The sequence below is a fragment of the Marinobacterium zhoushanense genome (genome assembly GCF_014641945.1).
GTDB lineage: Bacteria > Pseudomonadota > Gammaproteobacteria > Pseudomonadales > Balneatricaceae > Marinobacterium_D > Marinobacterium_D zhoushanense.
Genome location: NZ_BMIJ01000008.1, coordinates 218,737 through 240,970, shown reverse-complemented (window position 1 = coordinate 240,970; position 22,234 = coordinate 218,737). Strand labels below are relative to the sequence as shown.

General features: G+C 57.8%; 18 protein-coding genes, 5 tRNA genes and 1 pseudogene. 18 read left to right on the top strand and 6 right to left on the bottom strand.

From position 1 onward, the window contains the following. Positions 1 to 4: 4 nt before the first annotated feature. Positions 5 to 2,605: a DNA mismatch repair protein MutS gene (mutS, locus tag IEX40_RS19095; protein ID WP_229680842.1), complete on the bottom strand. Its 2,601-nt coding sequence runs from the start codon at positions 2,603 to 2,605 to the stop codon at positions 5 to 7. A 147-nt stretch (positions 2,606 to 2,752) separates the two neighbouring features. Here mutS and pncC point away from each other — a divergent pair, with 147 nt between their 5' ends. The 14 genes and pseudogenes from pncC to IEX40_RS19025 all read left to right on the top strand — a co-directional run bounded on the left by pncC (position 2,753) and on the right by IEX40_RS19025 (position 14,911). Then, positions 2,753 to 3,229: a nicotinamide-nucleotide amidase gene (gene pncC / locus IEX40_RS19090; RefSeq protein WP_188751208.1), complete on the top strand. Its 477-nt coding sequence runs from the start codon at positions 2,753 to 2,755 to the stop codon at positions 3,227 to 3,229. 94 nt (positions 3,230 to 3,323) lie between these two features. Then, positions 3,324 to 4,223 (top strand): annotated as a pseudogene (locus IEX40_RS19085) (recombinase RecA). An 82-nt stretch (positions 4,224 to 4,305) separates the two neighbouring features. Further along, a complete protein-coding gene (locus tag IEX40_RS19080; RefSeq protein ID WP_188751206.1) occupies positions 4,306 to 4,785 on the top strand; it encodes a regulatory protein RecX in 480 nt (159 codons plus the stop codon). Positions 4,786 to 5,035: 250 nt separating this feature from the next. After that, on the top strand, positions 5,036 to 7,630 hold the full coding sequence (gene alaS / locus IEX40_RS19075) for an alanine--tRNA ligase (protein WP_188751400.1): 2,595 nt from the start codon (positions 5,036 to 5,038) through the stop codon (positions 7,628 to 7,630). Positions 7,631 to 7,678: 48 nt separating this feature from the next. Beyond that, a complete protein-coding gene (locus IEX40_RS19070; protein ID WP_188751204.1) occupies positions 7,679 to 8,914 on the top strand; it encodes an aspartate kinase in 1,236 nt (411 codons plus the stop codon). Between the two features lie 172 nt (positions 8,915 to 9,086). Further along, positions 9,087 to 9,275: a carbon storage regulator CsrA gene (csrA, locus tag IEX40_RS19065; protein WP_188751202.1), complete on the top strand. Its 189-nt coding sequence runs from the start codon at positions 9,087 to 9,089 to the stop codon at positions 9,273 to 9,275. Between the two features lie 61 nt (positions 9,276 to 9,336). Then, positions 9,337 to 9,425 (top strand) — tRNA-Ser (locus tag IEX40_RS19060). 4 nt (positions 9,426 to 9,429) lie between these two features. Beyond that, positions 9,430 to 9,506, top strand: a tRNA-Arg gene (locus IEX40_RS19055). A 35-nt stretch (positions 9,507 to 9,541) separates the two neighbouring features. Further along, positions 9,542 to 9,618 (top strand) — tRNA-Arg (locus IEX40_RS19050). A gap of 27 nt (positions 9,619 to 9,645) precedes the next feature. Beyond that, positions 9,646 to 9,722 (top strand) — tRNA-Arg (locus IEX40_RS19045). A gap of 26 nt (positions 9,723 to 9,748) precedes the next feature. After that, positions 9,749 to 11,224 (top strand): tRNA uracil 4-sulfurtransferase ThiI, encoded by a 1,476-nt coding sequence (gene thiI / locus IEX40_RS19040; RefSeq protein WP_188751200.1) that lies wholly within the window; start codon positions 9,749 to 9,751, stop codon positions 11,222 to 11,224. Positions 11,225 to 11,515: 291 nt separating this feature from the next. Beyond that, positions 11,516 to 11,764, top strand: coding sequence for an OadG family protein (locus tag IEX40_RS19035; protein WP_188751198.1), 249 nt, complete (start codon positions 11,516 to 11,518; stop codon positions 11,762 to 11,764). 44 nt (positions 11,765 to 11,808) lie between these two features. After that, positions 11,809 to 13,590: a sodium-extruding oxaloacetate decarboxylase subunit alpha gene (oadA, locus tag IEX40_RS19030; protein ID WP_188751196.1), complete on the top strand. Its 1,782-nt coding sequence runs from the start codon at positions 11,809 to 11,811 to the stop codon at positions 13,588 to 13,590. 19 nt (positions 13,591 to 13,609) lie between these two features. Further along, positions 13,610 to 14,911, top strand: a complete 1,302-nt coding sequence (locus IEX40_RS19025; RefSeq protein ID WP_188751193.1) for a sodium ion-translocating decarboxylase subunit beta — start codon at positions 13,610 to 13,612, stop codon at positions 14,909 to 14,911. A gap of 58 nt (positions 14,912 to 14,969) precedes the next feature. Here IEX40_RS19025 and IEX40_RS19020 read toward each other — a convergent pair whose 3' ends face one another. Further along, positions 14,970 to 15,893 (bottom strand): histone deacetylase family protein, encoded by a 924-nt coding sequence (locus tag IEX40_RS19020; protein WP_188751191.1) that lies wholly within the window; start codon positions 15,891 to 15,893, stop codon positions 14,970 to 14,972. Positions 15,894 to 16,280: 387 nt separating this feature from the next. Between IEX40_RS19020 and IEX40_RS19015 the strand changes: the two genes are divergently transcribed. After that, positions 16,281 to 17,891 carry a tetratricopeptide repeat protein gene (locus tag IEX40_RS19015; protein ID WP_188751189.1) on the top strand — a complete coding sequence of 537 codons (1,611 nt, stop codon included), beginning with the start codon at positions 16,281 to 16,283 and terminating at the stop codon, positions 17,889 to 17,891. A gap of 35 nt (positions 17,892 to 17,926) precedes the next feature. Here IEX40_RS19015 and IEX40_RS19010 read toward each other — a convergent pair. From IEX40_RS19010 to flgA, 4 genes are all read right to left on the bottom strand, one after another. Then, a tRNA-Arg gene (locus IEX40_RS19010) sits at positions 17,927 to 18,001 on the bottom strand. A gap of 56 nt (positions 18,002 to 18,057) precedes the next feature. After that, the gene (locus IEX40_RS19005) at positions 18,058 to 18,546 is read right to left on the bottom strand and encodes a flagella synthesis protein FlgN (protein ID WP_188751188.1); all 489 of its coding nucleotides are present in this window, start codon (positions 18,544 to 18,546) and stop codon (positions 18,058 to 18,060) included. Positions 18,547 to 18,570: 24 nt separating this feature from the next. After that, the gene (gene flgM / locus IEX40_RS19000; protein WP_188751187.1) at positions 18,571 to 18,897 is read right to left on the bottom strand and encodes a flagellar biosynthesis anti-sigma factor FlgM; all 327 of its coding nucleotides are present in this window, start codon (positions 18,895 to 18,897) and stop codon (positions 18,571 to 18,573) included. Between the two features lie 157 nt (positions 18,898 to 19,054). Continuing rightward, on the bottom strand, positions 19,055 to 19,801 hold the full coding sequence (gene flgA, locus IEX40_RS18995; RefSeq protein WP_188751186.1) for a flagellar basal body P-ring formation chaperone FlgA: 747 nt from the start codon (positions 19,799 to 19,801) through the stop codon (positions 19,055 to 19,057). A gap of 31 nt (positions 19,802 to 19,832) precedes the next feature. Here flgA and IEX40_RS18990 point away from each other — a divergent pair, with 31 nt between their 5' ends. The 3 genes from IEX40_RS18990 (at position 19,833) to flgB (ending at position 22,233) form a co-directional block, all read left to right on the top strand. Further along, positions 19,833 to 20,771 carry a chemotaxis protein CheV gene (locus IEX40_RS18990; protein ID WP_188751185.1) on the top strand — a complete coding sequence of 313 codons (939 nt, stop codon included), beginning with the start codon at positions 19,833 to 19,835 and terminating at the stop codon, positions 20,769 to 20,771. Between the two features lie 14 nt (positions 20,772 to 20,785). After that, a complete protein-coding gene (locus IEX40_RS18985; protein WP_229680840.1) occupies positions 20,786 to 21,625 on the top strand; it encodes a CheR family methyltransferase in 840 nt (279 codons plus the stop codon). Between the two features lie 197 nt (positions 21,626 to 21,822). Next, on the top strand, positions 21,823 to 22,233 hold the full coding sequence (gene flgB / locus IEX40_RS18980) for a flagellar basal body rod protein FlgB (RefSeq protein WP_188751183.1): 411 nt from the start codon (positions 21,823 to 21,825) through the stop codon (positions 22,231 to 22,233). Position 22,234: the final 1 nt, after the last annotated feature.

The window sequence follows — 22,234 nt, the reverse complement described above, 5'->3', positions numbered from 1 at the left end:
GTTCCTAGCGCGCCAACTTTTTCAGCTCGTACAGCAACTCCAGTGCCGCCCGGGGTGTCAGCTCGTCCGGGTCGATCTGCGCCAGCCTTTGCTCGGCTTCCGAGGGGATCGGGGCGATAAACAGGTCGCTCTGGATTGGATTGTCTTTTGCAATCGCTTGCCGTGTCGGCGCCGGCCGCAGGTCGGCGGCGCGGGTGTCCTGCTCCAGCTGAATCAGTTTCTCCCGGGCCTGGGCGATGACATGCGGCGGAACGCCTGCCAGTTGGGCGACCTGCAGGCCGTAGCTCTGGCTGGCCGGCCCCTGCTGCACCTCATGCATGAACACGATATGGTCGTTGTGTTCGACGGCGGTCAGGTGCACGTTCTGCACCCCTTCGCACTGCTCTGGCAGGGTGGTCAGCTCGAAGTAGTGGGTGGCAAAGAGGGTGAAGGCGCGCACTTCGCGGGCCAGGAATTCGGCGCAGGACCAGGCTAGTGACAGGCCGTCGAAGGTGCTTGTGCCGCGGCCCACTTCATCCATCAGCACCAGGCTTCGATCGCTTGCGTTGTGCAGTATGTTGGCGGTTTCGGTCATCTCGACCATGAACGTGGAGCGTCCACCGGCCAGGTCGTCCGAAGACCCCATGCGGGTGAAGATGCGATCGACAATGCCGATGGTCGCGGACGCTGCCGGCACATAGCTGCCGATGTGGGCCAGCAGAGTGATCAGCGCGGCCTGGCGCATGTAGGTGGATTTACCGCCCATGTTGGGACCGGTGATGATCAGCATGCGCCGTTCCGGGTCCAGATGCAGGTCATTGCAGACGAACGGGGTGTCGAGCACCGCTTCGACTACCGGGTGGCGGCCGCCCTCGATCTCGATGCAGGCGTGCTCGACCAGGTTGGGTGGCGCATAGTCCAGGGTTTCCGCGCGCTCGGCCAGGTTCTGCAGTACATCCAGCTCTGCCAGGGCGTTGGCGCAGTCCTGCAGTTCGGCCAGCGCTTCGGCCAGCGTCTCCAGAAGCGCTTCATAGAGCTGCTTCTCGCGCGCCAGCGAGCGGCCCTTGGCGCTCAGCGCCTTGTCTTCGAAAGTTTTCAGCTCCGGTGTGATATAGCGCTCGGCGTTTTTCAACGTCTGCCGACGCTGATACTCCACCGGCATATCGACCGCTTGTGCCTTGCTGACCTCGATGTAGTAGCCGTGGACGCGATTGTAGCCCACCTTCAGGGTGCTGATGCCGGTGCGTTGGCGCTCGCGCGCTTCCAGCTCCAACAGGTAATCGCCGGCGTTCTCGCTCATGCCGCGCAGCTCATCCAGTTCGGCATCATAGCCTTCGGCGATCACACCGCCGTCACGAATCAGCATCGGCGGCGATTCGATGATCGCCCTCTCGAGCAATTCGGCCAGTGTCGGGAAAGTGCCGATCTGCAGGCGCAGTTCATCGATGCGAGATGTGTCACTGTCCGCCATATGCTCCTGCAGTGTCGGCAGGTTGGCAAGCGCCAGCTTCAGTCGCTCCAGGTCTCGAGGCCGCGCCGAGCGCAGTGCTACGCGGGACAGGATGCGTTCCATATCCCCCACCGGGCGCAGCGTCTCGGCGATGGTTTCGAAACGAAACTCCTGCTGCAGCCAGCCGATGGCACCCTGGCGTGCCAGCAGCGTGTGGCGATCCCGCAGTGGGCGGTGCAGCCAGCGCCGCAGCATACGCCCGCCCATCGGGGTACGGGTTTTGTCCAGCACCGCGGCCAGGGTGTTGTCGGTGCCGCCGGAGAGGTTCAGATCCAGCTCCAGGTTGCGTCGTGTGGAGGCGTCGAGCAGCACGGCTTCGGAGCGCTGTTCGATCTGGATGCGGCGAATATGCGGCAGCGCGCTGCGCTGCGTATCCTTGGCGTATTGCAGCAGGCAGCCGGCGGCGCCGATAGCCAGGGGGAGATGGTCGCAGCCGAAGCCGGACAGGTCCTGGGTATTGAACTGCTGGCACAGCAGGCGGCGCGCGGTATCGCGTTCGAAATGCCAGGGCGCCTGAGGCCGCAGGCCGCGACGCCCCTGCAACAGGCTGCTGATGGCGCTGTGTTCGGGGTACAGCAGCTCCGCCGGGCGCAGGCGCTCAAGCTCCGCCAGCAGTCCCTCTTCCGATTCCACCTCGAGTAGACTGAAGCGTCCGCTGCTGATATCCACCAGCGCAATGCCGAAACGGCCCTGGTCGCCATCGATTGCGGTCAGCAGATTGTCGCGGCTCTCATCGAGCAGCGCTTCATCGCTGAGTGTGCCGGGGGTGACAATACGCGCTACCTGACGCTCAACCGGACCTTTGCTGGTGGCCGGATCACCCACCTGTTCGCAGATTACCACCGACTCGCCGGCGCGGACGATCTTGGCGATATAGGTCTCGGCGGAATGGTAGGGGATGCCTGCCATCGGGATCGGCTCACCGGCGGATTTGCCGCGCGCGGTCAGCGAGATATCGAGCAGTTTGGCCGCACGCTTGGCGTCGTCGTAGAACAGCTCATAAAAATCGCCCATGCGGTAAAACAGCAACTGATTAGGATGCTCAGCCTTGATCCTCAGATACTGCTGCATCATCGGCGTGTGGTGGGCGGCGGTTGGGTTGGCTTGTGCTGTCATAGGTTGGGTTATCTGCAGACCCCGCTTCCGGGGATTGAATCGTGAAGGTGGCGGCGTTCTAATGGCTGAAAAAGATCCGGTGACGATTCTACGCGATCGATCGGGGGGAGGTAACCCGTGACTGGCAACCGGTTGCAAGGGGGGGAAATGGAAGCGTTGGCACTAAGGGTGGGAGAGGCGCTGAAAGAGCGCGGACTGACTGCGGTGACGGCGGAGTCGTGCACAGGGGGCTGGGTGGCACAGGCGATAACCTCGGTGCCCGGCAGCTCGGCCTGGTTTGTCGGCGGCTATGTCAGCTACGCCGATGCGGCTAAGCAGCGGATGTTGGGTGTTCAGGCGCAGACACTGGCACGCTGGGGTGCGGTCAGTGAAGCGGTAGTGGTGGAGATGGCTGAGGGGGCGTTGCGTAACGCCGATGCCGATATCAGTGTGTCGATCAGTGGCATCGCCGGCCCCGAGGGTGGTAGTGAAGATAAACCGGTCGGCACGGTCTGGTTTGCCTGGGCGGTCAAGGGGCGGCCGACCGTTAGCTGCCTGAGTTTTTTTCATGGTGATCGTGAGTCGGTACGTCGGCAGGCGGTGGAACAGGCGCTGGAGGGTTTGCTCGCCTATCTGCCCAGTTAATTTGGTTGTAATCCAGGCTTGCAAATCGATCCGGTTCTGGAATAATACTGTTTAAGCATACAGTACTCATTCGGACCCAGCTGAAGGTTGAGAGATGGACGATAACAGAAAGAAAGCGCTTGATGCGGCTCTGTCGCAGATTGAACGTCAGTTCGGTAAGGGGGCGGTCATGCGCATGGGTGACCAGCCGCGCGAAGCGATTCCTGCTGTCTCGACTGGCTCGCTCGGTTTGGATATCGCGCTGGGCATAGGCGGTCTGCCCTATGGTCGCGTTAGGCGCAGAAACAGGGTAAAACCTGTGCCTTCGTCGATGCCGAGCATGCGCTCGATCCTATCTATGCTGAAAAACTGGGCGTCAACGTCGACTCCCTGCTGGTGTCCCAGCCGGATACCGGCGAGCAGGCGCTGGAAATCACCGACATGCTGGTGCGCTCAGGCGCGGTTGACGTGATCATCGTTGACTCGGTGGCGGCGCTGGTGCCCAAAGCCGAGATCGAAGGTGAGATGGGCGATTCCCATGTCGGTCTGCAGGCGCGCCTGATGTCCCAGGCGCTGCGTAAGCTGACCGGCAGCGTCAAGCAGGCCAACTGCCTGCTGGTGCGTGCGTCTGGATATTCGTCGTACCGGTGCGGTCAAGCAGGGCGAAGAGGTGGTCGGTAACGAGACCCGCGTCAAAGTGGTCAAGAACAAGGTGTCACCGCCGTTTCGTCAGGCTGAGTTCCAGATCATGTACGGTGCCGGTATCTACCATATGGGCGAGGTGATCGATCTGGGCGTGCAGCAGAAACTGATCGACAAATCCGGTGCCTGGTATGCGTACAAGGGTGACAAGATCGGCCAGGGCAAGGCCAACGCCGCGCGTTACCTGGAGGAGCATCCGGAAGTCGCCGCGGAGATCGAAGCCGCGGTCCGCAGCGAGCTGCTCAATGTACCCAAGGCGAAAGAGAGTGAGGCTGCCGCCGAAGCGGAGAAGAACGCCGAACTGGAGTTCTGATTGCGTCACCGATGCTATAGTTCTGAAAGGCCCTTTGGGGCCTTTTTTGTTATCCATTACGGGTGTTTCTGGAGTGGTGGGAATGTTCAACGGCAAGCCTTCGGCGAAGAAACTTGAGGATGAAGCTGCGCTGGTGGCGGCGGTGATTCAGTTGCTGGCGCGCCGAGAATACAGCCGTGGCGAGCTGATCGGTCGCCTCGCGCCGCGCGTCGATGATGGCGAGATGTTGCAGGCAGTGCTGGATCGAATGGAAACCGAGGGGTATCAAAGCGACAGCCGTTTCGCCATGAGTCAGGCGCGGCAGCGCAGTGCACAGGGCTATGGTGAAAGGCGTATCCGCTATGACCTGCAACAGAAGGGAGTGTCCGCGGTGTTGATCGACAGCACGCTCAGCGAACTCGCAATCGACTGGTATGAGCTGGCGCGCTGTCAGGCCGTGCGCAAGTACGGTGAATCGATAGCAGATGATGCCAAAGAGCGTGCCCGACGGTCACGCTACCTGCTCGGGCGGGGGTTCGGTTACGACGAGATCAGGTATGCATTGGAGAGCGAAAATTCCTGACGGATCGGTCTGTTGTAATCGCCATCTGGGCACTGTTGGCTCAGCAAAAATTGTCGAACAAAATTTACACACGTTATATACTGTCCCGCCATTTTTTGCGGCGATTTTGCGCTTGCGGTAAGCATTATCCGAGCGCGTCAGCAGTAGCGTCTGGTCGGCAGGGCTGAAACGATGAAGCCCGGTCCGTACACCAGACTGATCTGCACGTGGCAACAGGACACTAGGAAAACGGTTTATTCAGATGAAATACATGACGAGTGCCGAGATTCGCCAGGCTTTTCTGGATTATTTTCACGAGCAGGGGCATGAGATTGTGCCGTCCAGCCCCCTTATTCCGGGCAATGACGCGACCCTGCTGTTCACCAACGCCGGCATGGTTCAGTTCAAGGATGTGTTCCTGGGTAGCGACAAGCGCAACTACAGCCGCGCCACCACCTCGCAGCGTTGCGTACGCGCGGGCGGTAAGCACAATGACCTGGAAAACGTCGGTTACACCGCGCGTCACCACACCTTTTTCGAGATGCTGGGTAACTTCAGCTTCGGCGATTACTTCAAGCGCGACGCGATCCGTTTCGCCTGGACCTTCCTGACCGAAGTACTTGGTCTGCCAAAGGAGAAGTTGTGGGTCACGGTACACCACAGCGATGATGAGGCGGAAAAGATCTGGAAAGAGGAGATCGGCGCCGACCCCGAGCGTTTCTCCAAACTGGACGAAGACAACTTCTGGGCGATGGGCGATACCGGTCCTTGCGGCCCCTGTTCCGAGATCTTTTACGACCATGGCCCGGAAGTGGCCGGTGGCCCTCCGGGCAGCCCGGATGACGATGGCGACCGTTATATCGAAATCTGGAACATCGTATTCATGCAGTACAACCGTGCCGCCGATGGTCAGATGACTCCGCTCGAGGCACCCTCCATCGATACGGGTATGGGGCTGGAGCGTATCTCGGCGGTGATGCAGAACGTGCACAGCAACTATGAGATCGATCTGTTCCAAAATCTGCTGAGCGCTGCCGCCAGGGAGTTGGGGGTCACCGACACCACGGCAAAATCGCTGCGTGTTATCGCCGACCATATCCGTTCCTGTGCCTTCCTGATCGTGGACGGCGTGCTGCCCTCCAACGAGGGGCGTGGCTATGTGCTGCGTCGCATTCTGCGTCGTGCGGTACGTCACGGCAACAAGCTGGGCGCCAAGGGCACCTTCTTCCACAAGCTGGTTGCACCCTTGGTCAGTGAGATGGGTGAGGCCTATCCGGAACTGGCTGAGCTGCAGGGGCAGGTTGAGCGCGTGATCCTGAAAGAGGAGGAGCAGTTCGCCCGCACTCTAGATAATGGCATGGCGCTGCTGGAACAGGCGATCGCTGATCTCGATGGCAAGGTGCTGCCCGGTGAAACCGTTTTCCGTCTGTATGATACCTATGGTTTTCCGGTCGATCTGACCGCCGATGTGGCCCGTGAGCACGACCTGAGTCTGGACATGGATGGATTCGAGGCCGAAATGGAGCAGCAGCGCCAGCGGGCTCGCGCCTCCGGCCAGTTCTCCGTCGACTACAACGCCCGTATCAAGGTGGAAGGCGAGACGCGTTTTTCCGGCTATGAGGCGTTTGAAGATCGTGCCGAGGTTGTCGGTCTGTTCCGCGACGGCGAGCCGGTCAAGCAGCTGTCGGCGGGAGAGCGCGGTATTGTCGTATTGGCCAATACCTCCTTCTACGCGGAGTCGGGTGGTCAGGTGGGTGATACCGGTGTAATCCGCTGGGATCGCGGCCTGTTCTCGGTGAGCGGTTGTACCAAAGAGGGCAAGGTGCACCTGCATCAGGGGGAGGTTGCCGAGGGTGTGCTGGAGCTGGGCGATACCGTTTCCACCCAGATCGATGTGGAGAAGCGTCGTGGCGCTGCGCTGAACCATTCGGCGACCCACCTGCTGCATGCCGCACTGCGTGAAGTGCTGGGCAATCATGTGCTGCAGAAGGGCTCGCTGGTCGATGCCGAGCGCCTGCGTTTTGACTTCTCCCACTTCGAGGCGATGAGCGCCGAAGAGGTACAGCGGGTCGAAGATATCGTCAATGCCCAGATTCGTGCCAATAGCCCGGTAGTAACCGAAATCATGCCGATCGACGACGCCAAGGCAAAGGGTGCGGCGGCGCTGTTTGGTGAGAAGTACGACGATGTGGTGCGAGTGCTGACCATGGGGGATGGCTTCTCCGTCGAACTGTGCGGGGGGACTCACGCTGGCCGTACCGGTGACATCGGCTTGATGAAGATCGTATCCGAGAGCGGAATTGCCGCCGGCGTGCGCCGTATCGAAGCGGTAACCGGTGTCGGCGCGCTGCGCTGGTTCCGTGACAGCGAGTCGGTGGTTGGTGATCTGTCGATGCTGGTGAAGGGGACCCGTGAATCGGTCGTTGAAAAGGTTAAAGGCCTCAATGAGCGTAACCGTCAGCTGGAGAAGGAGATCGAGCGTCTGACCGCCAAGCTGGCGTCAGCCGCCAGCGGCGACCTGCTCAGTCAGGTGGTCGAAGTGGCAGGCGTCAAGGTGTTGGCGGCTCAGCTGGAGGGCGTGGAAGCCAAGTCCCTGCGTGACAGTATCGATCAATTGAAAAACAAGCTGGGCAGCGGCGTCGTGGTACTGATGACGGCTCAGGACGACAAGGTAAGCGTTGCTGCCGGCGTAACCAAGGATCTGACCGACCGTGTCAAGGCCGGTGATCTGGTGCGGGAGCTGGCTGCGAAGTTGGGCGGTAAAGGCGGTGGACGTCCGGATATGGCACAGGGCGGGGGCTCCGATCTGGCCGCCATGCCGGCGGCTCTGGCATCGGTGCAGGAGCTGGTAGCTCAGGCGCTCTAAGTTAGCGGATCATGCCCCTGAGGCGGGGGTTTTAGGGAAACAGTCGAAATGGCGTTATACGTTCAGAAGTACGGTGGCACCTCGGTGGGCTCGGTAGAGCGCATTGAAGCGGTTGCGGAGAAGGTGAAGGGTTTCCGTGAGCGCGGTGACGATATTGTCGTAGTCGTCTCTGCGATGAGCGGTGAGACCAATCGGTTGATCGGGCTGGCGAATGAAATTCAGGAGCAGCCCGATCGTCGTGAAATGGACGTGCTGGTATCCACCGGTGAACAAGTGACGATCGCCTTACTGGCGATGGCGCTGAAAAAACGCGGTGTTGACGCGCGCTCCTATACCGGTGGTCAGGTGCGCATTTTGACCGACAGTGCCCATACCAAGGCGCGTATCCAGGATATCGAAACCAGTCGCATGCGGGCTGACCTGGAGGCGGGGCGGGTCGTCATCGTCGCAGGTTTCCAGGGTGTGGATGAGCACGGCAGTATCACGACCCTGGGTCGCGGTGGATCCGATACTACCGGTGTTGCGTTGGCTGCAGCACTGAAAGCCGACGAATGTCAGATCTATACTGATGTAGATGGCGTATACACAACCGATCCACGTGTGGTTGCGGGTGCCCAGCGTCTGGATAAGATTACCTTCGAAGAGATGCTGGAGATGGCGAGCCTCGGCTCGAAGGTATTGCAGATACGTTCAGTTGAATTTGCTGGCAAGTACCATGTACCGCTACGTGTCTTGTCCAGTTTCCAGGACGGTCCTGGAACCCTGATTACCATAGAGGATGAAGAAACCGTGGAAAAACCCGTTATCTCCGGCATAGCGTTCAACCGCGATGAAGCTAAACTGACGGTTATGGGCGTGCCCGATATTCCGGGTGTGGCGTCGCGTATTCTGGGTCCGATCAGTCGTGAAAATATTGAAGTTGACATGATCGTACAGAACGTGGGTGGCGACCAGACAACCGACTTTACCTTCACCGTACACCGCAACGATTTCGAGCGTGCGCAAAGCATCCTTGAGCAGGTGGTGACCGAGCTGGGGGCTCGCGGTTGTTCCGGTAACGCCAAGATCGCCAAGGTGTCTATCGTCGGGGTGGGGATGCGCTCCCATGCCGGTGTGGCAAGCAAGATGTTCGATGCGCTGGCTAACGAGAACATCAATATCCAGATGATCTCGACGTCGGAGATCAAGGTCTCTGTAGTCATCGCGGAGAAGTATATGGAACTCGCAGTGCGTGCCCTGCACACGGCATTCAACCTGGATAAGGCGGATACCGTCTGCGAATAGTCTGCGAATAAGTTGATTCTGGCACATACTCTGTATGTGTCAGGCAACAGCTTGGCACGGCTTTGACTTGACTTTAGTGACAGTTAGGATTTTTATGAAAAGGCTGCTGTGGTGAAGTCTGGTTGTGCCCAAGGTCAGCGCCCCTAAAGGATGTAATTGAGGAGATCCACCCATGCTGATTCTTACCCGCCGCGTAGGCGAAACACTGATGGTTGGTGATGATGTCACCGTGACTGTGCTGGGTGTAAAAGGTAATCAGGTTCGTATCGGTGTAAATGCACCCAAGGATGTATCGGTACACCGCGAAGAGATTTACCAGCGTATTCAGCGCGAAAAGAGTGGCCAGGAGAGCGAAGACTGAGATTTTCAAATTAATGCTTTTATTTTGAAAATCAGTCTTGTAGTATACGCGCCGTTGTCGAGGTGAGATGGCCGAGTGGCTGAAGGCGCACCCCTGCTAAGGGTGTATACCTCCTGGGTATCGAGGGTTCGAATCCCTCTCTCACCGCCATTTAGCGCCCGTAGCTCAGCTGGATAGAGTACCTGGCTACGAACCAGGCGGTCGCACGTTCGAATCGTGCCGGGCGCGCCAACGACGACAACACGCGGTAAGATCTTTTTTAGAGTGCGCCCGTAGCTCAGCTGGATAGAGTACCTGGCTACGAACCAGGCGGTCAGAGGTTCGAATCCTCTCGGGCGCGCCATCCTTTGATCGTTCCGTTTTCAGGCATGCGCCCGTAGCTCAGCTGGATAGAGTACCTGGCTACGAACCAGGCGGTCAGAGGTTCGAATCCTCTCGGGCGCGCCACTCACTTCTCCCCGCGTACATTTCTCATGAAATTCATTATCAAGCTGTTTCCAGAGATTACGATCAAGAGCCGTCCGGTTCGCAAGCGGCTGATTGCACGCCTGCAAACCAATATTCAGATCATTCTTGCGCGTATCGAGCCTAGCGCGAAGGTCAGCAGTTTTTGGGACAAGCTGGAAGTCGCTGTCGACCCTGAAGCTGTTCAGGGCGATAACGGTGTTCGTGATGAGTTGGTCGAAGCCATGGCACGAATCCCCGGCATCCAGACCTTTCTAGAGGTGGAGCAGTACCCCCTGGGCGATTTTCATCAGGTTTACGAGTTGACCCGGCAGGCGTATGCCGAGCGGATCAAGGGCAAGACCTTCAAGGTACGTGTGCGTCGCTCCGGAAAGCATGAATTTACCTCCGTAGAGCTTGAGCGTTACGTCGGCGGAGGCCTGCGTCAGCATACCGAGGCGGCGGGCGTCGATGTGCATAAGCCTGAGGTCTGGGTTGATCTCGAGGTACGGGATGATCGGCTGTTTATCATATCGCAGATTCATAAGGGGATTGGCGGCTATCCGCTGGGTACGCAGGAGCCTGTGCTGTCGCTGATCTCCGGCGGTTTCGACTCCATCGTGGCGTCCTGGATGACCATGCGCCGCGGCTGCAAAACCCATTTCCTGTTCTTCAATCTGGGCGGCTATGCGCACGAGATCGGTGTCAAACAGGTGTCGCTCTATCTCTGGCGTCGCTATGGCTCATCCGCACGGGTCAAGTTCATCACCGTGCCGTTCGAAGAGGTGGTCGGTGAGATCCTGCAGAGCATTGATCGCTCGCATATGGGGGTTGTCCTCAAGCGGATGATGATGCGCGCGGCCGATCGTGTCGCCGATCGTATGAATATCCCGGCACTGGTTACCGGCGAGAGTATCGCCCAGGTGTCGAGCCAGACGCTGCCCAACCTGAGTCTGATCGATAATGTGGCCGAGCACTTGGTGCTGCGTCCGCTGATCACCATGGATAAACCCGATATCATCGATCAGTGCCGTGCGCTCGGAGCCTTTGAGTTTGCCAGCGCGATGCCAGAGTTCTGCGGGGTTATATCGGACAAGCCGACCACGGCGGCGAAGCGCGAGCGCGTCGAACGGGAGGAGCATGCGTTCAACTTCGAGGTGCTGGACAAGGCGCTGGACGAGGTCGAGGTGATCAGCATCGATGAGATAGTGGAAAATCAGAATATCAACACCGAGATCGAAGCGTTGACCCGGGTGGGCGCCGATCATGTTATCGTCGATATCCGTGCGCCTCAGGAAGAGGAGAGAAAGCCACTGAACATGCCGGGGTGCGAGATATTGAAGATCCCGTTTTACAAGCTCGAGCAGGAGGTCGGACTGCTCGATACGCAGCGGACATACCTGCTGTATTGCGAAAAAGGGGTTATGAGTCAGATGCATGCACAGCATCTGACTGAAAAAGGGTATGCCAATATCGGTGTGTTTCGACCAGCCGCTCATAAATGAGCGGCTTTTTTATATCCTGTTCCGACATTTCGGCGGTCGGAAGTATCATCCTAGTGCTCTGATTATCGGCGATTTTTGTAAAAAAATTACATAAGGTCGACGATGTTGCTTTTGCACTACCTCTATGGGCAGAATAGCTCGCTCGGTTTCGTTGGTTTACTTGTCTGCGTTACAAGTTCCCGGCAAACCGGTTCATCTGTCCATCATGAGACTGCCCACAATTGTGCAGTCCGCGCGACCAAAAGCCGCTGGTGGGCGAAAGGGCTACGTAACGAACAGGAGCACCCATAGATGGATAATCTGTTATCAGAAGGCCTTAATTTGCTGGTCTTCGGTATGGGTTTCGTCTTTGTCTTTCTGACGCTGCTGGTTATCAGTACCGGTGTCATGTCGAAGCTGGTCAACAAGTACGTGCCGGCACCTGCACCCAAACCCCAGCGTTCTCGCTCAAGTGCGAAAGTGCAAAGTGCTAATGCCGGGGCGAACAACGACGAATTGATCGCCGTTATGACCGCAGCCGTGCACAAGTACCGCTCGTAAGCAGCACACATAACCATAAACGAGATTGAGATAAGGCCAATCCCATGTCCGACGCTAAGAAAGCACTAGGTATTACCGACGTCGTGCTACGAGATGCGCATCAGTCCCTGTTTGCGACTCGTCTGCGACTCGACGATATGTTGCCGATCGCCGAGAAACTCGACAAGGTCGGTTACTGGTCCCTCGAAAGCTGGGGGGGCGCGACCTTCGATTCCTGCATCCGTTATCTGGGTGAGGATCCCTGGACTCGCATCCGCGAGTTGAAAGCCGTCATGCCGAACACCCGTCAGCAGATGTTGCTGCGTGGCCAGAACCTGCTGGGCTACCGCCATTATGCCGATGACGTGGTGGAAAAGTTCGTTGAGCGCGCCGCCGTCAGCGGTATCGATGTGTTCCGTATCTTCGATGCGATGAACGATCCGCGCAACCTGGAAACCGCGATCAAGGCGGTGAAGGCAACCGGCAAGCATGCGCAGGGGACTATCTCCTACACCACCAGCCCGGTGCATACCATCGAGATGTGGGTCGAGTACGCCAAGACGCTTGAAGACATGGGTGCGGACTCCATCGCGATCAAGGATATGTCGGGCATCCTGACCCCTTACGGTGCTTTCGATCTCGTGTCACGTTTGAAGGCTCAGACCGGTCTTGAGGTGCAGCTGCACGCTCATGCGACTGCGGGTCTGTCCGATATGACCATCCTCAAGGCTGTCGAAGCGGGTATCGACCGTGTCGATACGGCGATCTCCTCCATGTCGATGACCTATGGCCATACGGCAACCGAATCCGTTGTCGCTGCTCTGGCCGGCACCGATCGGGATACCGGTCTTGACCTGCTGCTGCTCGAAGAGATCGCGCACTACTTCCGCGATGTACGCAAGAAGTACGCAAAATTCGAGGGTTCCCTGCGCGGTACCGACTCTCGCATCCTGGTGGCTCAGGTCCCGGGTGGCATGCTGACCAATATGGAAAGTCAGTTGCGCGAGCAGGGTGCCTCTGACAAGTTCGATGAAGTACTGCACGAGATCCCGCGTGTTCGCGAAGACCTCGGCTTCATTCCGCTTGTGACGCCAACCTCCCAGATCGTCGGTACTCAAGCGGTGATCAACGTGTTGATGGGCGAGCGCTACAAGACCATCTCCAAAGAGGTGCAGGGCGTACTCAAGGGTGAATACGGTGCGGCCCCGGCTCCGTTTAATGCTGAGCTTCAGGCTCGCGTGCTGGCTGGTGGTGAAGCGATCACCTGCCGTCCGGCAGATCTGTTGCAACCCGAGATGGAAAAGTTGGTCGGTGAGCTGAAAGAGCTGTCCGGCGAGAAAGGGATCAAGCTGGAGCAGGGCGAGCGCGAGATCGACGATGTCCTGACCTATGCGCTGTTCCCGCAGATTGGTCTCAAATTCCTGGAAAACCGCGGTAACCCCGACGCCTTTGAACCCGCACCGACGCTTGAGGACGCTAAAGCCATGTCAGCACCGAAGAAATCAGGACCGGAAGTCTACACCATCACCGTTAATGGTCAGAACTACGTCGTACAGGTGGCTGAAGGTGGCGATATTACCAATGTCGCACCGGCACCTGCCGCGGCTGCTGCTCCTGCTCCGGCCGCTGGTAGCGGTGAAGAGGTTCCGGCACCGCTGGCTGGTAACATCTGGAAAGTGCTGGTCAGTGCCGGTGAATCGGTTCAGGAAGGTGATGTGCTGGTGATACTGGAAGCGATGAAGATGGAAACCGAAGTGCGTGCAGCGCGTGCCGGCCACATCGTCTCCGTCGATGTCAAAGAGGGTGATGCCGTTCAGGTCGGCGATTCACTCGTCACCCTGGCCTGATCCGCAAAAGGTGTGAGTAATGGATAAACTACTCAGTCTGTTTACGGCATCGGGGATCTATAACATCAGCGCCGGCCAGGCGTTCATGATTGTTATCGGTCTGTTGCTGCTGTTTCTTGCGATTCGCAAGAATTTCGAACCTTTGTTGCTGGTGCCGATCGGCTTTGGCGGCATTCTGGCCAACATTCCGGAAGCCGGACTTGCGTTTTCGGCGGTGGAGAATGCGCTCCACTTTGCCAAGCCGGAAGTGCTGACAGGGCTGGCTGCCGCGCTGGGTGTGGACAGTGCTGACCCGCAGGCGCTGCTGCATGCGTACAAAGCGGCCTCGCACACCGCGCATACCGCGGCAACCGACGTTGCACTCGATGCCGGTTATAACAACGGCATGCTGTACAACTTCTACCTGGTCGCCATCGCCTCGGGTGCCGCGCCGCTGGTCATCTTCATGGGTGTCGGTGCGATGACCGATTTCGGTCCACTGCTGGCTAATCCCAAGACGCTGTTCCTGGGTGCGGCGGCGCAGTTCGGTATCTTCGCCACCATCATGGGCGCTGTTGCGCTGACGATGCTCGGTGTTATGGATTTCAGCATTCAGGATGCTGCCGCAATCGGCATCATCGGTGGTGCCGACGGTCCTACCGCGATCTATGTGGCGAGCTTGCTGGCGCCGCATCTGCTCGGTGCGATCGCTGTCGCTGCGTACTCCTATATGGCGCTGGTGCCGCTGATTCAGCCACCGATTATGCGTCTGCTGACTACGGAGTCTGAGCGCAAGATCAAGATGACTCAGCTGCGTCACGTGTCGAAGACGGAAAAGGTCCTGTTCCCGCTGGTGCTGTTGATTCTGGTTGCGCTGCTGCTGCCGGATGCCGCACCGCTGCTGGGTATGTTCTGCTTCGGTAACCTGATGCGTGAATGCGGCGTGGTCGATCGCTTGAGCGACACTGCTCAGAATGCGCTGATCAACATCGTGACCATCTTCCTTGGTCTGTCGGTTGGCTCCAAGCTCAGTGCCGACAAGTTCCTGGACCTGGAAACGCTGGGTATTCTGGTGCTGGGGGTTGTCGCCTTCGGTATCGGGACAGCCTGTGGCGTGTTGATGGCCAAGCTGATGAATAAGCTGGAAGGTGGCAATGCCATCAACCCGCTGATCGGTTCGGCCGGCGTATCGGCGGTACCGATGGCCGCCCGCGTATCCAACAAGCTCGGTCTGGAAGCGAATCCGCAGAACTTCCTGCTGATGCATGCCATGGGACCGAACGTGGCGGGTGTTATCGGCTCGGCGGTTGCGGCCGGTGTCATGATCAAGTTTGTCGGCTAACTCCGCATCTACTAAAAAGGGCTGCCTTAGGCAGCCCTTTTTATTTTCAGAGGCGCTGTTATTCGGTGCTAAGCGCTTCGAGATGGGCGAGCACGCTGAAGGCCAGCGCGACCGGGTTGTAGCCGCCCTCGAGTACCGATACCAGACGTCCGCCACATAGTACGTCGGCCGCCTCCATGATCTGCTCGGTCACCCAGCGGTAGTCCTCCTCCTCCAGATTCAGGTCAGCCATGGGATCCTCCTTGTGCGCGTCGAACCCGGCCGAGATGAAGATCATGTCAGGCTGGTGCTCGTGCAGGGCCGGTAGCCAGCGCTGTGCAATCGCGTCGCGCCAGTCGCTCGCAGGACTGAAGGCGGCCAAGGGGCAATTGACGATGTTGGGCCGCTCGATCTCGGCGTAGCGTTCCGGGTAGTAGGGGTGTTGAAAGGTGGAGCACACCAGTACCTCCGGCCGGTTTTGGAATATGTCGACGGTGCCATTGCAGTGGTGGACGTCGAAGTCGAGTATGGCGACACGTTTGATCTGGGCATGCTGGAGTGCGTGACATGCGGCGATGGCGACATTGTTGTAAAAACAGAAGCCCATGGCGGCTCTGTATTCGGCATGGTGTCCGGGTGGGCGGGCCGCGACGAAGGCATTGCGCACGCTGCCGCTGAGCACCGCATCCGTTGCCAGGACTGCTCCCCCGGCCGCCAGGTTGGCCGCATGCAATGAATCGGGGCACAGGGCCGTGTCCTCGTCGGTATACACGACCCCTTGCTCAGGCACTTTCATCTCCAGTCTTGTCTGGTGAAGATCGGCATGGGCAAGGCGGATCTGCTCTGCGGTAACCGGTACGGCTTCAAGTTGCGTGAGCCTGTCGAGCAGGCCTGTACGCTCCAGTACGCGGCGGATTGCGTGCAGTCTGACCGGGCTTTCCGGGTGTTCCGGACCCATGTTGTGCAGGCTGCAATCCTGGTGGCTGACGAATGCTGTTGTCATTATCTTTCCATTCTTTCCATCTGCCGCCTATTGTAAGTGAAAAGCGTACCGCCTCCCCTTAGGCATAGGTCTTAACATCTATTTCCCGTTATATCCTGCCCTAACGGGCAACTCTAGTAATGATGATCTGAAAGAGGGTGCCCGATAGTCATGGAGTTGACTCAGATCATGATGTGGAATGCGAAACTTAAGTACTCTTCTCGTACAGCATAGAACTGTCTTTGGCACCGCGTGTTTTCACCCGACACCGGTGCCTTTTTCTTTGCCACGTTTTTAGGCATGCTTGCTTCCGCACTGGCTGTAACCCTCTGTATACTCAATACACCGTCATCTTCTCTTAGTGCGCATCGGTAATCTTGACCGGTTTTGTAGGGTGAGCAGGGATCCGTGGCTCCATCAAAAATCAATTATGCCGACAAAAAGGTTCTACTGGTTGAAAGCAGTGGGAACATGCGTGCGACCATTTTTTATATGCTGCGTGAGCTCGGCGTTCAGAATCTGGCGGCGATGACGGTGAACGACCGGGTGTTGGAAGCCATACGCGAAGAGTCGTTCGATATTATTTTGCTGGGACACAACAGTAGCGATGCGGTAAGTGGTTTGCAGCTGCTGGAGGAAGCGCGTTTTCGAGGTTATGTCCGACCCACGGCTGTTTGGGTGTTCATGACCTCGGATGCGTCTCAGGAGGTGGTCTTGCATGCCATCGACAGTCGGCCCGACGCGCTACTGACCAAGCCCTTTTCTGTTGATGAGCTTAAGCAACGGCTTGACCAGCTGGTGGCGCGCAAGCGCATGCTGTATCCGGTCGAGCAGGCGATCGAGATCGGTGACCTGGACGCTGCCATCGATGCCTGTGACGATATCCCACGCGCCCACCCCTGTTACGATCAGGCCAGGCGCTTGAAAGCCCAGTGTTTGATCGATCTCGGACGGGTACAGGAGGCTTACGAGTTTCTCGAACGGCAGTACTGGCAAGGGGGGGATAAGGATACCGGGTTGATCATGGCGAAAGCGCTATATCTTCTCGATCGGCTGAAGGAGGCCGCGGAGCTGCTAAACAAGTTGATCGAAACACACCCCCTGTTGATTGCGGCCTATGATCTGTTGGCGCGAGTACAGGAGCGGGATGGGCAGCTACACAATGCCAGGGATACCCTCAAGGAGGCAACCGAGAAGGCGCCCTTGGGTATCCCCAGGCAGATGGAGCTGGGGCGTGTGGCGATGCAAACCGATGCTCTGGAGCTGGCAGACGGGGCTTTTAAACGCTCCATCGTCTTGGGGCGGCAAAGCTGCTACCGCTCGCCTGAACCCTTTCTTCGCCTGGCGAACGTGCGTCGTTTGGAGATGAAAGGGGCTCAAACTCGCCAGGTGATGGATCTCAGAAACGAGGTGGACACCTTGCTGAATACGGCGGAGTTCAGATTTCCCCGTGATCAGGCGTTGAAGGTGCGTACTGCGTTGCTGCGAAGTCAGGTTGCTCATGATTTGGCGGAGCCTGAAGAGGCCAACAGGCTGAAGGGGGAGGCGCGCACGTTAAATCAACAGTTGGAGTCACCCTTGGATCTTTCGCGCGAGGAGTTGGTGCTCAGCGGCGATAAGGTGCCGATGCTTGAGCCCGAGAGCGAACTCAGGCAGTTTTCGGAAGCGCGCAAATCCAAGCGTGACCAGGCGATGGCGAGCAAGGTCAACCGCCTTGGCATCAAACACTATATGGCGGGCAAGTACGCGCAGGCTATGCGCTATTTCGGTATGGCGATCGAATATGATCCCGGCTATGCCGCGGCGCTGCTGAATCTGGCGCAGCTCTATCTCGAGAGTGCTCGTGATGGCGTGGAAAAGCGTGAGGAGCGGTTGAAAATGGTTGATCGTTATCTGCGATTGGCTGAGCGTCTGCAGTTGGCCGACCTCGAGCGGGAGAAGTTGTTGCAGTTCAAGGGACTGCGGACCAGGTCGGTGGACTTTCTGACGGATGGGTCGCTCGGTCCTTTGCTTCGGTAGTGGGTGAGGGTCTTGAGAGACTCTTGCCGGCTGAGTGGCCTCCCCACCAGGATTCGAACCTGGATCTAACCCTTAGGAGGGGTTTATTCTATCCATTGAACTATGGGGAGACGGCGCGCATTGTAGCGATAAAAAGGGAGTACTGCCAGGCGTGGTGAGCGGGATGTCAGGCTTTGCCGATTCTGCTCTGCGTGCTGAAGTTGTTGCTTTTCCCCGAACTGCCATAGAGCTGGCTCTTCTGGTTTTTACCCTGTAGCAGGTTGAGAAGGCGTTCGGTGCTCTCCTGTCCGCGAAGAATAATCTGCTGATTGACGGTACTTTCCTGTTGCACCTGTGCCAGCGCGTCCGCCAGCGTCTGCCAAAGCTCCCCCAGCTTGAGTGCATTCTCACCCGGTAGTGTCTTCAGATACCGCTCCCAGCCCTCGGCTGATAGTTCGACGCCCAGATTGGACAGCAGGGTGTGACGCGCGGTGAAGTTTTCGTGGATGGCAGCGAGCAGTGATTCCTTGGACGAGGTTGCGCGCTGTATGGCTTCCAGGTCTCGCTGCTCGAGCGCGCTACGCTCTTCCTGCAGCAGTTTTTCCAACTCACGAAGCAACTCCACGCCCTGTTCGATCAGGGGGTGGAGTTGGTCAGGATTTGGCAGGTTCGACATCGGCTAGTCGTACTTCAACAGAGATCAGCTAAACAGAGACTCGATAGCAAGCATGCCCTTGGCGACGCGCTCCGCATCAACCTTATACTCGCCGCTTTCGATGGCACTTTTCAGTGCAGCTACACGATCGCTGTTGACTTCGGGTTCGTCGTCGCCGTTCTGGATGGCGTTGTGGATCGCCAACGCCGTTTCGCTGATCTTGACGGTATCGCTGTTACTAGGACCGACCGATGGCTGAGCGCTGCCACCACTGCCGGTAGCGGCGGTGTTGTTTTGCTGCTCATTGTTAACCCGGTTGTTACGCGCCGTACCCGCTTGGGTAGAGCCAACACCCGGAAGATCAATAGCCATCACATATACCTCTTAGCTGTTACGGGTAAGGGTATCGGTCTGCTTTCAGAAAACTTTAGCGAAACTGGTAATTTTTTTTGCATCCCAGTATTCAACTTAACGACAAGTATAATGTTTCCTGCCTGGCCTGGCCAAGGCGTGTCGGATCAAGTGGTGTTCAGTATAAGGTCACTATTCCGGGAGCTGTGACCGTGCCGCGTACTTGACGACCCGAGTTGCGGTTTTGCACATCGATCTGTTCGTTCAGGCGGCCGTCCTCGAGTGCAATCGCGTCCGTACGAATCAGCAAGGCCCCTTTGCGGACTTCGAGCGTAATCCGATCACCGCGGCGAACGGCCAGTGAGGGTTCCAGCACCCGTGCGGTGATGATCTCGCCATTGTCGATTGGAACCCGTGCTGTTTTGCCCAGGACATCCTGCAGTCGGGTGTAATATCCACCGCTCAATCGGGTGATATTCTGTTCACTCAGAGCAAGCGCGTCGCCGCCGATGCGACTGTCCCGGGTTATCGGTCGTCTGGCTGTCACCACCGCGATAAACTGCTGTACTCTTGCGGTAACGAAAATGCTCCAGGGGCGAGGGCTTGCACAGCTGACCTTGGCCGTGACCCGCTCCCCGCCACTGAAAGGCAGCTCAATTTGCAGGGCTGATTGGCAGGGGGTTAAAGAAAGTGTGCGGTTTATAGGGTTTACTGTTACGTTTACGCGACTCTCTGGTACTCTAGTCTCGAAATGCTGACGAATAGTCGACGCGACTTGGCTCTCTATGTCAGAGTTAGGCAGTTCGTTGGCCGAGAGTGTGCGGGCGGGAGCGGCCAGTGTAATGGCCAGCAGTGCGCATGAAGATATAAATTTGAGGAAGTTCACGCTTGAGTCCTGAAACAGCAGGGCTTTGCGGTACGACATTACTACTCTGACCTCGGGGTTTGAAGCGATCATGTCAGGTATCTTGGATAGTGTAAACCTACGCACCCAGATGGTGGGGCAGAACCGGCTGGAGCTGCTGTTGTTTGGTCTGGAGACCTCGCAACGCTATGGCATCAACGTTTTTAAAGTGCGTGAAGTGCTGCAGTGTCCGGAGTTGACGGAGGTGCCCAGGTTGACCACCTCGGTCAAGGGGATGGCGCACATTCGTGGCGAAACGATACCTGTGCTGGACCTATCCGAGGCTATCGGACGTCGTGCGATTCCAGCCGATGAACAGCGTAAGTGTTTTCTGATCGTGGCGGAGTATAACCGTCGCACGCTGGCATTTCTGGTGCGCAAGGTGGACCGGATCTTCAACACCCAGTGGGACCAGATCATGCCGCCCCCGGCAGAGATCGGCTCCGAAAACTACTTGACCGCCGTATTCGAACTTGATGGCAAGTTGGTCGAGATTCTCGACGTAGAGCAGATTCTGGCCGACCTCTACCCGATGGCGACCGATGTGAGCGAGGATGTCGCCGATAAGAGTGTGCGTGAGCAGGCACAGCAGCATCATGTGCTGATCGTCGATGACTCGGCAGTGGCACGCAATCAGATGCAGCGTTCGCTGGAAAGCCTGGGCTTGAAAGTGACCTCGGCCAACAACGGCAAGCAGGCTTGGGACTTGCTGCGTGGTATGGCTGACAAGGGCATCGACGTTGAGAAATCCTTCCTGATGGTGATCTCCGATATCGAGATGCCGGAGATGGATGGCTACACCCTAACGGCCATGATTCGCGAAGATACTCGGATGCAGCGTATGCATGTGGTGCTGCATACCTCCCTGAGCGGTGGCTTCAACGTGTCGATGGTCAAGAAGGTCGGAGCCGATGGTTTCCTGGCTAAATTCAATCCCAACGATCTGGCGACGGTGGTGGTTAATCGAATCGGCCAGGTTCGCGAGAGTTGATGACGGATCGATCGGTGAATCAACGCTTTCGAATCACGGCGGACGATTTCCGTCAATTCAGCGAGTTTCTTGAGCAGAGCTGCGGTATCCTGCTGGCCGAGCATAAGCAGTATCTCGTGCAGAGCCGGTTGGGCAAGATCATGAAGGAGCAGTCGTGCGACTCGCTCAGTATCTTGGTTGACCGACTGAAACGGCCTGGCGCAAACGCTCTCAAAGAGCGTGTTATCGATGCGATGACCACCAACGAAACCCTGTGGTTTCGCGATATCCATCCCTACGAGATCCTGGCCAAGCGGCTGCTGCCCGAGTTGACGGCGGAGCGGCGTGGGCAAAAGCTCAGGATCTGGTCCGCTGCCTGCTCCAGCGGACAAGAACCCTACTCGATCAGTATGGTGATCGATGAGTTCAAACGCATGAATCCAGGCACCTTGCTGTCCGGCGAAGAGATTCAGGCCACCGACATCTCCACCAGTATCCTGCAGCAGGCGCAGAGAGGCGAGTACGAAATGCTCGCGCTCGGACGGGGGTTGTCTCAGGAACGGTTGAAAAAATACTTCGTTACCTCTGGCGAGGGCAGTTGGCAGATCCGTCCGGAGATCAAGGCGCGGGTCCGCTTTCAGAACCTCAATCTGCTGGGGCCGTATACGTCGCTTGGCCAGTTTGACATCATTTTCTGTCGCAACGTTCTGATCTACTTCTCTTCCGACGTAAAACTCGAGATCCTGCGCAAGATGCGCCGCCAGCTCAAGCCCGGCGGCTACCTTCTTCTCGGTGCCTCCGAATCGCTGTCGGGGCTGTCCGATATCTACAAGATGATCCACTGCCGCCCCGGCATCATCTATCAAGCGGTATAGCCAGCCAAAAATAGCCATGTGCCGCAGTACGCCCGTGGCGGCAAGAGCGTCGCTCCTTGCCGCCACGGGCGGAATCAGTTTGCCGCTTTCGCCTTTCTTCACTGCTTGGTGCCTCTCAGCACGCCTGTAATTAGGCTGGTTTGAGGTAGTGGCACAAGCTTTGCTTCATAACAAGAAGGACGGACAGGAGCGATTGAATGGCCATCAGTTTTGAATCCGCATTGGGTATCCATGACGACGCATTGCTGTTGCGCGCCCGTCGTGCCGAAGTGTTGGCCAACAATATCGCGAACGCCGATACACCGGGATTCAAGGCGCGGGATATCGACTTCGCGTCCATATTGCACGGAGAGCTGGGCGGTGAGCAGGACCCTCTCTCCACCGAGCTGGCTCAGACCCAGGCGGGGCATGCCGGGGAGTTCATCGAACCTGATTTCGCCGCGGAACTGATGTTCCGCACGCCGTCCCAGCCCTCGGTGGACGGCAACACTGTTGAGGTACAAGAGGAGATGGCGCGTTACAGTGACAACGCCATCCGGTATCAGAGCTCTTTCACGATGCTGAATAGCAAGTTCAAAGGGCTGGTTAGCGCAATTAAGGGTGAGTAAG